The organism is Agathobaculum sp. Marseille-P7918 (genome assembly GCF_900625105.1).
Lineage (GTDB): Bacteria > Bacillota > Clostridia > Oscillospirales > Butyricicoccaceae > Agathobaculum.
In genome coordinates this window covers 17,056-30,746 of record NZ_UYYD01000011.1, presented here as the reverse complement: position 1 = coordinate 30,746, position 13,691 = coordinate 17,056, and the positions used below count along the sequence as shown (strand labels likewise).

The window sequence follows — 13,691 nt, the reverse complement described above, 5'->3', positions numbered from 1 at the left end:
GATGATGTGATTGGAAATCAAAATTCCCAAGGAAGTGCGCCAGCATAAGGAAACCATTTTTTTCGGTCTGTCCGCCCGGCAATTCCTGTGCGCGTTCTTTGCCGTTGGCATCGCTGTGGGCGTCTATCTGGGGCTGGGTACGGTGATCGGCAAGCAGACGGCCAGCTGGGTCTGTATCCTTGCCGCAGCTCCGGTAGCTATCATGGGCTTTTTCAACTATAACGGGATGACGCTGGAACAGTTTTTGTGGGCGTTTCTCCGCTCCGAACTGCTGTGTGCAGGCAACCGCGTGTTCCGTGCTGAAAATATCTACTACAACGCCCTGGGCAGAAAGGAGGGCATCGACTTTGATTAAAACCCTGCTGGCAGCAAACAAGTCAGAGCGTGACAGATTCACAATCCCGCGCAGCGTACAGAAATCCATTCCCATCAAACGCATTTATACCGATGGTATCTGGCAGGTGGGAAACAAGCACAGCAAAACATGGCGCTTTGCTGATATCAACTATGAGGCCGCGTCCGACGAGGATCGCCGGTCTATTTTTTTGTCCTATTGCGGGGTGCTCAATTCCCTGCCTACGGATGCCGCTGCCAAAATCACCATCTGCAACCGCAGGCTCAATCCCGTGGACTTCGAGCGCACGATCCTGATGAAAGAGCGGGGCGATACGCTGGATATGTACCGCAGGGAATCCAATCAAATCCTGCTGGACAAGATGGCGCAGAGCAACAATCTGGTACAGGAGAAATTCATCACTCTCTCCATCGCCCAGCGGAAGATTGAGGACACTCGCGCATATTTCCGCCGGGTAGAGGGCGACTTGACCAAGAGTTTTGGACGGCTGGACTCCGGGGCGCGTGCAATCTCCAACCATGACCGGCTGCGGATTTTCCATGACTTTTTCCGACCCGGCGAGGAACAGTATTTCACCTTTGATAAGACGGAAACCATCCGCAAGGGGATGGACTTCCGTGACCTGATCTGCCCGGACAGTATGGCCTTTAAGGCCGGGCATTTTGAAGTGGGCGATAAAGTGGGCCGGGTGCTGTTCCTCAAAGACTTTGCCTCTTACCTGAAGGATGATATGATCTCCGATCTATGCGACTTCTCTCGCGACCTCATGCTGTCCATCGACATTCTCCCGATCCCTACGGACGAGGCAGTAAAGGAAATCCAGAGCCGCATCCTGGCTGTGGAAACGGACATCACCCGCTGGCAGCAAAAGCAAAACTCCAACAATAATTTCTCTGCAACAGTTCCCTATGAGTTGGAGCAGCTGCGCGGGGAGGCCAAGGAGTTCCTTGACGACCTGACCACCCGCGACCAGCGCATGATGTTCGCTGTTGTCACCATTGTCCATCTGGCCGACGATCTGGAGCAACTGGACGCGGACACTGAAACCCTCATGGCCATCGGCCGGAACCACCTGTGCCAGTTTTCTGTCTTACGATATCAGCAGGAGGACGGCTTGAACACTGTCCTGCCCTATGGCCTGCGGCGCATCAAGGCCATCCGCACCCTGACCACCGAAAGCACCGCCGTTCTGATGCCCTTCCGGGCGCTGGAAATCCAAGACCCCGGCGGGCTGAATTACGGTATCAACGCTGTTTCTAAAAATCCCCTGATTTGCGACCGCAAACGCCTCATTTCTCCTCATGCCTTTGTACTGGGCGTGTCCGGCTCCGGCAAATCCGTCACCATGAAAAGCTGCATCACCAATATCGCGTTGGCTACCGATGACGATATCATCATCATTGATGCAGAACGGGAATACGGCCCCCTTGTCCGGGCGCTGGGCGGAGAGATCATCGAGATATCCCCCCACAGCCACCACCATATCAACCCGCTGGATATCGGGGACGGCTACGGCGACGGGGAAAACCCCATCGCCATGAAATCCGAGGTGCTTATGAGCATCATCGAGCAGCAAATGGGGACTGGGACGCTGGGCGGCGCACAGAAATCCATTATTGACCGCTGCACGTCCAACATCCTGCGCCCATATCTGAAAAACGGCTGCAAGGGGCCTGCCCCGGTGCTGTCCGACTGGCGGCAAGAAGTGCTGAAACAGCCGGAGGAGGCCGCGCAGGAAATTGCGCTGGCCTCTGAAATCATCGTGGAAGGCACCCTCAACGTATTCGCCCATGCGACCAATGTGGACATGGGGAGCCGCATCATTTCCCTTGACCTGTACGAAATGGGTGAACAGCTCCGCCCCACCGGCCTTGTGGTGACGCTGGAGGCCATCCAGAACCGTGTCGCCTCTAACCGACGGCGGGGCAAATATACATGGGTGTTTATTGACGAGGTGTACCTGTTCTTCAAGTATTTCTACTCCGCTCAGTTTCTCTACAAGGCGTGGAAACGGTTTAGAAAGTACGCTGCGCCAATGACGGCAGCGACGCAGAATGTGGAAGAATGCCTGCGCTCCGAAACTGCCCGCCTCATGTTTGCCAACAGCGAGTTTCTGGTGCTGCTGAATCAGGCGGCGACGGATCGCGCAGAGCTATCCAAACTGCTGCATATTTCTGATACGCAAATGGGCTACATCACCAATTCCGCCCCCGGCTCCGGCCTGATCCGTATGGGCGGCACCATCGTCCCCTTTGTCAATACCATTCCCAGAGATACCGCGCTTTACCGCCTCATGTCCACGACCCCCGGTGACGATGTGGCGGAAAAATAAATGCGTCCCAAGTTGGGACAGATTAACGGCAAAGGAGGGACGCCATGCGGGACATTAAGGAGAAAGTCAATAAGCCACGGGAAAAGCCCAGACGGTTAAAAGAGCGGGGCGGCAGCATCAAGCGCGCCGTAGGCGGTCAAATCGGGAAACTGATGAAAGACCGTTATCGCAAGGAGCAGGCCAAAAACCAGCTGGGGCGCGAATCGGATGCAGCCGTTTCCGCTGAAGAACAGGTAGAGCAGTATACCGGGCAATCTTTCACTACGGTTGCGGACTCTGCCAGCCGTGGGATGGATCGGGTGCGGCGCACCGTAAAAGGGCGGCGGACTGCCAAACCGGATGCCGCCATGCCGGAGCAACCGGACAATCCCCGGACACCTACCCCCGGAGAGCGAATGAAACAGGCGGCAATCAAAGAAAAGAAAGAACAGGTCATAAAGGGCAAGGGCGACGTTTCTGCACAAACGCCGCCCTTTTCTGCATCTATCGCCCCTGATGCCAATGCCATATCCCCCGCTGATCCACCCCCGGTATATCATCCCCCAGCGGGTAAGGCTGCTGCTTATAAGACACCGGGGCGGGCAAGTCAGGCTGCCGCCGAGCCTATCGGGCGACAGCGGCCCCTTACAAAGCTGAAGGAGCGTCCCCGCAGTAATGCGCCCGCAATCAAAAGCAAGCAGGCAGCGTCCATCAAACAGCGCACCGCAGCGCAGGCCACCGGCAAGGCGGGAACGTCGGCCAAGGCCACAATACAGACCACCGGAAAGGCCGGAGCATCCACCAAGGCCACGGCAAAGACCATCGGCAAGACTGCCGCACGAAAAGCAGCCGGACAGGCGGCACAGACGCAGGCACGGCAGCTTGCCATCAACCGGGCCAAAAAAGCAGCGCAGACCGCTGCCAATTTGGCCCGGAAAGCGGCACAGGCCGTTGTCCATGCAGTTGCGTCGCTGATAAGCGCCGTAGTTGGAGCCGTAGGGGCTGTTGTACTGATCCCTGCGCTCTGTATCGTGTTTTTGGTTGCCGCTATCGTATCATCACCTTTCGGCATTTTCTTTGCCGACCAGCAAAAAGAGCCGGACGCCATTTCCGTCAATGCTGCCGTGGCGCAAATCAACGTGGAGTATGCGGATAAACTGGCCCAGTTGCAGGAAGGCGACTATGACAGCATCCAGATCAATGGTCAGCCCCCGGACTGGCGGGAGGTTATCGCCGTATTTGCCTGCAAAACTGCGGCGGCGGAGGACGGCGTGGATGTGGCCACCCTCGACCCGGATCGCGTAGAGCGCCTGCGGACGGTCTTTTGGGATATGACCACCATCACGACAGAAGTAAATACTGTTGAGAGTGAGGATGGCGACACGACCGCCTTGACCATCACCATCACCGCCAAGACCGCCGATGAAATGCGGACAGTCTACAATTTCACCGACTACCAGAACGAGGCGCTGGATGCGCTGCTGGAGGAAATGGAAATGCTGGGCGGCCTGTTGGGCGACTTGTCCATCACGCAGGAGGACGCCGTGGCGCTGTTGGAAAACCTGCCAGAAGATCTGTCCCCGGAGCGAAAGGCTGTGATCCAGCACGCCCTGACGTTGGTAGGCAAGGTCAATTACTTCTGGGGCGGCAAAAGCCTCACCCTGGGCTGGGATACCCGCTGGGGCACTACCATGAAAGTTACAGCCCCCGGCAGCTCCAGCAGCGGCACCTACCGTCCCTACGGTATGGACTGTTCGGGCTTTGTGGACTGGGTATTCTATAACGCCAGCGGCGGCGAGTATATTATCGGTCACGGCGGAGGGGCAGCAAGCCAGCATAACTACTGTACTGCGATCTCATGGGGTGAAGCTCAGCCGGGCGATCTGGTATTCTATCCAGAGGACTCCCATGTTGGTATCGTGGGCGGCAGGGACGAGAGCGGCAACCTGCTTATCATCCACTGTGCCAGCGGAGCCAACAATGTGGTCATTACCGGCGCGAGCGGTTTTACTTCCATAGCCAGGCCGACATATTTCACCGAATAAAACAAATCTCACGGTGGGCGCGAAAAACACGCCTACCGTGAGATTATTTAATCTTCAAACAATTTAGACACCGGCACTTCAAGTACCTCTGCGATACGGAACATCGTGTCCATCGACACGCCAAACGGCCTTGTCGGGCTTTCGACCTTTGCTACAAATGACCATGACTTGCCGATCTCGTCGGCAAATGCCTCCTGCGTCAACCCGCGCAGCTTGCGGTAGTATTGTACCTTTAGTCCAAATTTGATGAATTGCTCCCTATATTTCGTTTCCATAGCACACCCCTTTTGTTAAAAGGGTATCACCTATTTTGCATTTTATTTATGGAAATGGATTGTCTTTTATAGCAATACAATGATATAATAAAGCAACTCAAAGACATATTTCGCTTGCAATTCCGCCAGAGGACTGATCTGCGATACCCCGTGAAGAAATGCGTCCCAAGTTGGGACACAAAAAAGCCGATGGATGGGAGTTGTTTTTTCCATCCATCGGTTGACTGCGTTCTATTCATCCGGCAGATATTCCAGAATATCCGCGAGCGTACAATCCAACAGCTTGCATAGTGCCTCAAGCGTATTTGTTGATACCGATTCCCCGGCTTTCATGCGGCGAATGGTAGAACTGCTGATGCCGCCCTTGACCTGTAACGTATAGGTGGTTGCACCACGACGCTCCATCGTTTCCCATAATGGCGCGTAAGAAATCACCCAGCAGCCCTCCTTTCGCTTGCTATATCTCTATTATTGCCTATAATGGAGATAGACCGTTATAGGCAATATTGCCTACACAATGCAAGAAAGGATGTCAGCCATGCAGAAAAAAACTTGTTTCTTTATCGGCCACAGGGAGGCACCGGATTCACTTCTCCCCACATTGATCGACGAAGTGGAGCGGCACATAACGGAATATGGTGTAAATTCTTTTGTCGTAGGTCATTACGGGCAGTTTGACGCTTTGGCAGGTCAGGCAGTTATAGAGGCAAAAAAGCGCCATCCCGAAGTATCGCTTATCATGTTGCTGCCCTATCAGAACTCTGGCCGTCCAACCATCCCGCCGGAAGGATTCGACAACACTTTTTACCCCTTTGGCATGGAGCGCGTACCGCCACGGGCAGCCATTCCCAAAGCCAATCAATATATGGTTGACCACAGCGATTTTCTGATTGCCTATGTGTGGCACACGGGCAGTAATTCACGGAAGATACTGGACGCGGCGCTGAATCGTCAGGCGCGTGGCCTTATCCGTGTGACAAACCTTGTACAGCAAGGAATGGGGGATTTTCGTGGGCCGGATTATTTATGAGAAAGAGTACCCCAAAGAGAGCCTTGAAGAACAGACGACAGAGCCGGAAGAACAGACAATGCCGGACATATCCTTTGAAGAATTGATGCGGAGGGCATTTGAAAACCGATTTTCCATCCCAATTCCAAATCGGGTAAATGGCGCATAAGCATTTATCACGGCGGCGAAGAATGTGTCTGGAATATACCAACTGGATGTGAAGATCACGGAGCATATCGACCATATCTCCGCCGACTTCTATTTCTATGAAGGCGGGAGCCTGCGCTATTTTACAGAGGTGTTGAGGCTGGCGGATGATATTTCATTCTTTGCTAATGTGAGCGGCTATGACATTATCATGTCCTTGGACTACTACACCCACGCTGTATTTGTAGGAGGACGGCAGGTTCACCCATAACGCCCTGTGCATACTGGCGTAACCATCCGGTAAAATCGTGGTATCACCTACCAAGGAGGATACCACCATGAAAAAGCAGGAATTGACTATCACCCCGGCGCTGATCCAGAAATACGCCGCCTACCTGCGGGAGCAGGAGCGCAGCCCGGCCACCATTGAAAAGTATGTCCACGACCTGACCGCCCTCTCCGGTTTCCTGGCCGGACGGCCCGTGACTAAGGGGGCGCTGCTGGAGTGGAAGGAGGATTTGATCGGCCAATACACCCCGGCCAGCGTCAACAACAAGCTGGCCGCCGTCAACGGGTTTCTTGTCTTTTGCGGCATGGGGGAACTGCGGCTGCGGAAACTGAAAATACAAAAGGCCCTCTTTCTCTCCGAGGACAGGGAACTGACCCGCGCCGAGTATGTGCGCCTTGTCCGGGCCGCCCAGCGGAAGGAAAACGAGAGGTTGTCCCTGGTCATCCAGACCATCTGCGCCACCGGCATCCGGGTCAGTGAATTGCGCTTCATCACTGCCGAGGCAGTGCAGTGTGGCCGCGCCGAAGTCAGCAACAAGGGCAAGTGCCGCACCGTTTTCCTGCCGGACAAACTGCGGAAACTGTTGAAATCCTATCTCCAGAAACAAAAAATCACCGCCGGAGCGGTGTTTGTCAGCCGAAACGGAAAACCTCTGAACCGAAGCAATATCTGGCGGGAAATGAAGGCCCTTTGCGAGAGTGCAGGCGTAGCGCCGTCCAAGGTATTCCCCCACAATCTTCGCCATTTGTTTGCCCGGACATTTTACTCCATTGAGAAAGACCTGTCCCGGCTGGCGGACATCCTGGGCCACAGCAGTGTGACCACCACCCGCATTTATACCGCCGAGAGCGGCAGCATCCACGCCCGGCAGATCGGGCGGCTGGGGCTGGTGGTCACATAATTTTCGTTCTGTCATTTTGGCATAAAAAAAGACCACAACAGAATTTTCGTTCTGTTGCGGCACAAGAGATTATACATAGTCAGTATAGCGAATTTTTGACAGATTCGCAAGGCCAATTCCCTCATACCACGCAAAAACCAATCGCATTGCAGGGATTTTGGGCGCACAAAAATAGACGGGCACAAACTTTTATGTTGCCCGTCTGATTTCCTATGTCTTTATACAGTTTTGAAGGGAATGAATTTGTCGTTTTCGCCTACTTCGTGTATAATGGGGTTAAGGTTGGAACGCTGCTCAGCATCAGATTACAACTGAACGAAAATTGTGTACCAAACCATCCTTCCCGGCTCCTAAGAGCAGCCTTCAAAACCACGAAAGGAACTCCGCCATGCAAGCACCAAACTCTTTACAGGTATGGGCCATATCCGCCGACGCCGCAGAGCGGCTTTCCCTGCGTCGGCGCATGGACACCCGCCTGCGGTACGAAGGGCTTTTGGCGCAGGTGTCCGGCCTGTGCCCCGCCCGCTGCCGCAGCGCCATCCGGTGCGGCAGGCCGGTGGACCTGGTGGTGATGCTCTGCCCCGGGGACGATGGGCTGGCTCTGGCCCGGGAGCTCCGCGCGGCCTACCCCCGCTGCGGCATCCTGTGGGGGAGCGACCGGGATGATGCCATTCACGCCTGGCGCGCGGATGTGGATTACTTTTTTCTCCTGTCTGAGCGGGATTTACTCTGGCAGGCAGGACTGCGCCTCTGGGAGACCTGGAGGGCTTTGGAATTACAAGTAAAGGAGAACAGCGTATGAAACGAAGAATGATAAGCATCCTCTGCGTCCTATGCCTGGTGGTGGCCATGCTGCCCCCCGTCACGGCTTCGGCGGCGGCACCCACCACCCTCACCGTGGGCGGCACCAATGTGCTGGACGGCGGCGGCTGCTGGAAAACCAACGCCGACGGCACCCTGACCACCGACGGGGCCAGCGAAAGTGACTACAACGTCAAGTACGACAAGGACAGCAACACCCTGACCCTGAAGGACGCCACCATCAACGGCACGAATACCATCTATCATGTCGGCGCGGGCATCTTTGCCTCGGGCGACCTGACCATCGTGCTGGAGGGCAGCAGCACCGTCACGGGCGTTCAGGATCCAAACGGCGAGACCCAGAGCATCCGTGTAGAGGGAAACCTGACCATCCAAGGCGGCGGCAGCCTGACCGCGCAGGGCGCTGAGACAAGCTCAGGCAGCAGTTATGGTATCTTTGTCTTTGGATCATTCACCCAGCAAGGCGGCAGCGTCACCGCCATCGGCGGCAACATCAACGGAAACTATACTTCGACAGGTCTCTATGTATCCGATGGCACAGTTACGGCGCAGGACGGGACGCTGACCGCCACCGGCGGTACCACCGGTAGCGGCAGTTACGGCATCTCTATGTTTTCGTCTGTCACCGTGAACGATGCCATCGTGACCGCCACCGGCGGCACAGGAAAGTACAGTTATGGCCTTCATATTCAGTCCTCTTCCCCTTCCGTGACCATATCCGGCGGCGGCTCCCTCACCGCCCGGAGCGAATCGGCGGACAGGGCGGGCGGCATTTACGTCCGGAACCTCCTTGGCAGCGCAGGGGCTGTGACCGTCGGGGACAACTCCACCCTGCTGGCCAACAGTGTGATATTGTATGATCAGTCTTACGCTGAAAAACCGCTGGCCCCCACCGGCGACGGCAGCTGGCTGATCTACGGCCAGAGCAACCAGACCAGCGCCGTGGGCGGCAACTATACCCTGGAAGAGAACCTCACCATTGAAAGCGGGAACACCCTCACCATCCCGGCGGGCAGCACCCTGACGGTGCCCCAGGGCAAGACCCTGACCGTGAACGGCACCCTGAACATTGCCAACCAGTCCAGCCTGACGGGCAGCGGAACGCTGGACGGCAGCGGCGCCTTCAACCTGACCAACCCCGACCCGGTCATCTCCGGCAGTGATACTCTGACCTATGACGGCACCGACCAGTTCAACGACTTTAGCCTGACCGCCCCCACCGGCACGGTGACGGTGATGGGGAAGGAGTTTGCCATCTCCGATGACGCCACCACCGAGGGCTGGAGCCTTGTTGAGCAGGAAATCAAAAATGCGGGGACCTACAACCTGACCGCCAAGAATGGCACCAGTACCATCGTGAAAGAGGTCACGGTAAACCCCGCCACCATCAGCATCACCAGCGCCACAGTGCAGGACAAAACCTACGACGGCAACCAGGATGCCACCGTCACCGGCGTGGAATTTACCGGCCTGGTGAACAGCGAGAGCCTGTCCCTCGGCACCGACTACACCGCCACGGCGGTTTTCGGCAGCGCCAATGCGGGCAGTCAAACCGCCACCGTCACCGTGACCCTGAAGGGGGGCAGCAACTATACCTTTGCAGGGAACCAGGACGAGGCCACCTACGACTCCGCCACCGGGACGATCAGCCCCCTGCCCGTGGTGCTGGAGTGGGAGACCACCAGCTTCACCTATGACGGCAACTTAAAGACCGTCACTGCGACAGTGAACAACAGGGTCGGCGAGGACGAAATCACCCTGTCCTACACCGGCAACACCGGCACCGCTGTGAACAGCTATACCGCCACCGTCACCAGCCTCGACAACACCAACTATACTCTGGATAACGCCACCGGCACCACCCAGGCGTGGAGCATTGGCGGCGCGTCCATCGCCGGGGCCACCGTGACCCTGAGCCCGGAGAGCTTCACCTACGACGGCAACAGCCATACCCCCACCGTCACCGTGAAGCTGGGCGACAAGACCCTGACCGAGAATACCGACTACACCGTGACCTATGACGGCGACACCACCAATGCGGGCGAAGTCACCGTCACTGTCACCGGCACGGGCAACTACTCCGGCGAGGCAAATCAGACGCCCAGCTACACCATCAACAAGGCGGATCAGGCTGCCCTGACCATCACCAGTACAAGTGACGCCACATATGGTCAGGACTACACCCTGACCACCAGCGGCGGCTCCGGCAGCGGTGCGGTCACCATCACCGTTTCCAACGGCACCGGCGCGGCCACCGTCAGCGGCTATACCCTGACCCCCACCAAAGCAGGTACCGTCACTGTCACCGCTGTCAAAGCCGGGGACAACAACTACAACGACGGAACCAGCGTGTCCGCAACCATCACCATCAACAAGGGGACCTATGACGGGACCACGACCGCCACCGGCACCGTTCTGGCCAACTGGCCCGGCGAAGTGGAGCTGCCCGGCCTCCCCGACGGGGCCAGCTATGGTGAGCCTTCCAGCAACGATGTGACCGGCATGAGCATCACCGGCGGCGTCCTGCACTACACCGGCGGCAGTGGCATTGTGAAGGATCAGACCTACACCGTCACCGTCCCGGTGGCCGGGGCGACCAATTACAACGACTACCAGATCACCGTCACCCTCACCGGCACGGATAAGAAGGTGCTGACCATCACCGGCGTCACCGCCCAGAACGGCACCTACAACGGCCAGACGCAGGCGGGCTACACCGGCACTCCCAGCGCCCAGGGCTATACCGGCGACTTTACCGTGACCTACAACACCACGGATGGCAAGGCACCCACCAACGCCGGGAACTACGCCGTCACCATCGCCATCCCGGACAGCGATCCCCAGTATGTGGGCAGCATTGTTCTGGAGTTTGCCATCGCCAAAAAGCCGCTGACGGTTTCCGCCCCCAGCGCGTCGGTCTATGTGGGCGACAACGCACCGGAGCTGGCCCTGACCTACACAGGTCTGGTGGACGGCGAGAGTGTGACGCCCTCTGAGGCCCCCGCCTTTACCATCACCAAGTCTGACGACACCGAGATCGCCCTGGCGGACGCAGTCAAGACCGCCGGTACCTATACCATCACCTGGAGCAACGCGGATGGCACTACCTTTACCGGTGCCGACAACTACGACATTACGCTGAAGAACACCGGCACCCTGACGGTCACCGTCCGCTCCAGCGGCGGAGGCGGCAGCTCCTCCGGCTCCGGCAACAAGACGGAGACCACCACCAACCCCGACGGCTCCACGACAACTACGGTGACCAGTTCCAACGGCACCGTCACCGAGACCACCAAGTTCCCCGACGGCTCCAAGGAGGTGGTGGAGACAAAGAAGGACGGCACCGTGACGACGACCACCACCGATACAGCGGGCAACAAGACCCAGGTGGTGGAGAACACCGACGGCTCCAGCAAGACCACCGTGGACAACAAGGATGGCTCCGGCTCCGTCACCGTGGTGGACGAAAACGGCCAGGTGGTCAGCGAGGCCACCCTGTCCCAGTCTGCCGTGGCCGCCGCCCAGGAGAAGGGCGAGGCCGTCACCCTGCCCATGCCGGAGGTGCCTGTCACCACCGACCGGGAAAATGCCCCCACCGTCACCGTGGACCTGCCCAGCGGCACCTCCGCCAAGGTGGAAATCCCTGTGGCGGATGTTACCCCTGGCACCGTGGCCGTCATCGTCAAGGCCGACGGCACTGAGGAGGTCATTAAGACCTCCCTCACCACTGAAAACGGCGTGGCCGTGACCCTCTCCGACGGAGATACCGTCAAGGTCGTGGACAACAGCAAGACCTTTGATGATGTTTCCGACAATTATTGGGGCGCTGAGGCCGTGGCCTTCGCCAGCAGCCGGGAGTTGTTCGCGGGCACCAGCGCCACCACCTTCGCCCCCGACACGGCCATGACCCGCGCCATGATCGTCACCGTCCTGGCCCGCTTTGAGGGCGTGGACACCACCACCGGCAGCACCTGGTACGAGGCCGGACAGCAGTGGGCCGTGCAAAACGGCGTCTCTGACGGCACCAACATGGACCAGGGCCTGTCCCGTGAGCAGCTGGCTACCATGCTGTGGCGCTATGCGGGCAGCCCCAGCGTCTCCAACAGCCTGAGCGGCTATACCGACGCTGGCACGGTCAGTTCCTATGCGCAGCAGGCTATGGCCTGGTGCGTGGAGCAGGGCATCATCGGCGGCACCACGACCACCACCCTCAGTCCCCAGGGCCCGGCTACCAGAGCACAGGTAGCAACTATCCTCATGCGATATATCGAAAACATCGCATAACCAGCCATTTCCGAGAGCGGGGGAGCCATCCCCCCTCTCTCCAAACCCTTCAAGTCGTTGGAGGGCTTGGAGAGGGAATAACATTATGAACGCAAAGGGGGCGGTATTATGTCTGAACGACCCATTACTTTAGTAACTGCACCGCCGACCTCACCATCGACAGCAACCGCCTCTCCCTGGGGATGTACGCAGGCGGCGTGGTGGGCCAGATCAAGGAGGGCACCATCCGGGGCTGCCGCTCCAGCACCCGGTTTGAAAATGTACTGGGTAATTTTCTCTACCTGGGCGGTGTGGCAGGCGCCGCCGAGGACTCCCGTGTGGCCCACTGCACCTTTGACGGCTCGATCCAGGTCCTGGGCGGCCCCGGCTATTATATAGACGCGGGCGGTGTCGTGGGCAATGTCCAGGGTCACTCCACCGTGGTGCGCTGCCTCAATCGTGGCATCGTGGACGCCTATGAGTATGACTTCGATTTTTCTATTATCGGCGGCGTCGTCGGCCATATCGACGGCGATGGTGTCATTCTGGAGAGCGTCAACCGGGGCAGCATGTCCGGCGGGTGCAAAGCGGCTGGCGGCATTGCCGGTTGGATTGCTATGGATTACCAGGGAAAGACTCCCCTCACTGCCGTGGACTGCTGCCTGAACCTGGGGGATGTGATTCAGTCCCCCAAAAGCCCCGGCGGCTCCTGCGGCGGTATTGTGGGTGAGATCTACAACAAGCCCCTGGACACTGCGATCCTGGTGCGGAACTGTGTTTGCCTGGGAAGTCTGATCCTGAGGGACCCCACCGGCAGGGCCCATCCCATTGTCGCCCACGCGGATGGGGCCGTATTTGAACACAACTATTTTGACCAGCGTCTGTCAGTCCAGGGGGAGGGCGTGCCCCAGGAGCAGATGGCCCAGGGCTGTACGGCCTGGCCCGTTGAAAAGCTGCTGGCGGAACTGCCGGAACTGGACAGCCGCTATACCATCGGCCCCGACGGGGCGTTGACGATTCGGAATTTGGAGATCGGAGGCGGAATATGATGCGAACCACGGAAGAACGGGTTGCCGCAGTCAAGCGGCGCATTGGAGAGATCAACCGGCGGAATCGGCGGTGGGCCATTTTCGCTGCCATCGGCGCGGTCCTTGCAGCGGCCGCGGCCATCGCCGCCCTCATCCCTGTGAGAGCCAAGGAGGAAGTGTGAGATGAAAAACCGATTTTTGAGTTTGCTCTGCGTGTTGGCTCTCTGCCTGGGCCTGCTGCCCGTC

Annotated in this window: 12 protein-coding genes; 10 read left to right on the top strand and 2 right to left on the bottom strand. The window is 57.9% G+C overall.

Annotation, left to right across the window (positions count from 1 at the left end; translation table 11 throughout):
• Positions 1–10: 10 nt before the first annotated feature.
• From EJL02_RS12080 to EJL02_RS12070, 3 genes are read left to right on the top strand one after another with little or no spacing between them, the layout of a single operon-like run.
• Positions 11–355: a PrgI family protein gene (locus tag EJL02_RS12080; protein WP_125116622.1), complete on the top strand. Its 345-nt coding sequence runs from the start codon at positions 11–13 to the stop codon at positions 353–355.
• A complete protein-coding gene (locus EJL02_RS12075) occupies positions 348–2,687 on the top strand; it encodes a VirB4-like conjugal transfer ATPase, CD1110 family (RefSeq protein ID WP_125116621.1) in 2,340 nt (779 codons plus the stop codon). Before EJL02_RS12080 ends, EJL02_RS12075 begins: the two co-directional genes overlap by 8 nt.
• Before the next feature lie 44 nt (positions 2,688–2,731).
• Positions 2,732–4,711, top strand: a complete 1,980-nt coding sequence (locus tag EJL02_RS12070; RefSeq protein ID WP_243114478.1) for an NlpC/P60 family protein — start codon at positions 2,732–2,734, stop codon at positions 4,709–4,711.
• Between the two features lie 47 nt (positions 4,712–4,758).
• On the opposite strand, the gene EJL02_RS12065 is transcribed toward EJL02_RS12070, so the two are convergent.
• Together EJL02_RS12065 and EJL02_RS12060 are read right to left on the bottom strand one after the other, a co-directional pair.
• The gene (locus tag EJL02_RS12065; RefSeq protein WP_125116620.1) at positions 4,759–4,986 is read right to left on the bottom strand and encodes a helix-turn-helix domain-containing protein; all 228 of its coding nucleotides are present in this window, start codon (positions 4,984–4,986) and stop codon (positions 4,759–4,761) included.
• Between the two features lie 231 nt (positions 4,987–5,217).
• Positions 5,218–5,421, bottom strand: a complete 204-nt coding sequence (locus EJL02_RS12060; RefSeq protein WP_125116619.1) for a helix-turn-helix domain-containing protein — start codon at positions 5,419–5,421, stop codon at positions 5,218–5,220.
• Positions 5,422–5,524: 103 nt separating this feature from the next.
• Between EJL02_RS12060 and EJL02_RS12055 the strand changes: the two genes are divergently transcribed.
• From EJL02_RS12055 to EJL02_RS14235, 7 genes are all read left to right on the top strand, one after another.
• On the top strand, positions 5,525–6,016 hold the full coding sequence (locus tag EJL02_RS12055) for a hypothetical protein (RefSeq protein ID WP_125116618.1): 492 nt from the start codon (positions 5,525–5,527) through the stop codon (positions 6,014–6,016).
• Positions 6,017–6,188: 172 nt separating this feature from the next.
• Positions 6,189–6,413 carry a hypothetical protein gene (locus EJL02_RS12050; protein ID WP_125116617.1) on the top strand — a complete coding sequence of 75 codons (225 nt, stop codon included), beginning with the start codon at positions 6,189–6,191 and terminating at the stop codon, positions 6,411–6,413.
• 67 nt (positions 6,414–6,480) lie between these two features.
• Positions 6,481–7,332: a tyrosine-type recombinase/integrase gene (locus EJL02_RS12045; protein ID WP_125116616.1), complete on the top strand. Its 852-nt coding sequence runs from the start codon at positions 6,481–6,483 to the stop codon at positions 7,330–7,332.
• Between the two features lie 388 nt (positions 7,333–7,720).
• On the top strand, positions 7,721–8,134 hold the full coding sequence (locus EJL02_RS12040; protein WP_125116615.1) for a hypothetical protein: 414 nt from the start codon (positions 7,721–7,723) through the stop codon (positions 8,132–8,134).
• Positions 8,131–12,438, top strand: coding sequence for a beta strand repeat-containing protein (locus EJL02_RS12035; protein WP_125116614.1), 4,308 nt, complete (start codon positions 8,131–8,133; stop codon positions 12,436–12,438). Before EJL02_RS12040 ends, EJL02_RS12035 begins: the two co-directional genes overlap by 4 nt.
• 200 nt (positions 12,439–12,638) lie before the next feature.
• Positions 12,639–13,466: a GLUG motif-containing protein gene (locus EJL02_RS12030; RefSeq protein ID WP_125116613.1), complete on the top strand. Its 828-nt coding sequence runs from the start codon at positions 12,639–12,641 to the stop codon at positions 13,464–13,466.
• A complete protein-coding gene (locus EJL02_RS14235) occupies positions 13,463–13,627 on the top strand; it encodes a hypothetical protein (RefSeq protein WP_164510415.1) in 165 nt (54 codons plus the stop codon). Before EJL02_RS12030 ends, EJL02_RS14235 begins: the two co-directional genes overlap by 4 nt.
• Positions 13,628–13,691: the final 64 nt, after the last annotated feature.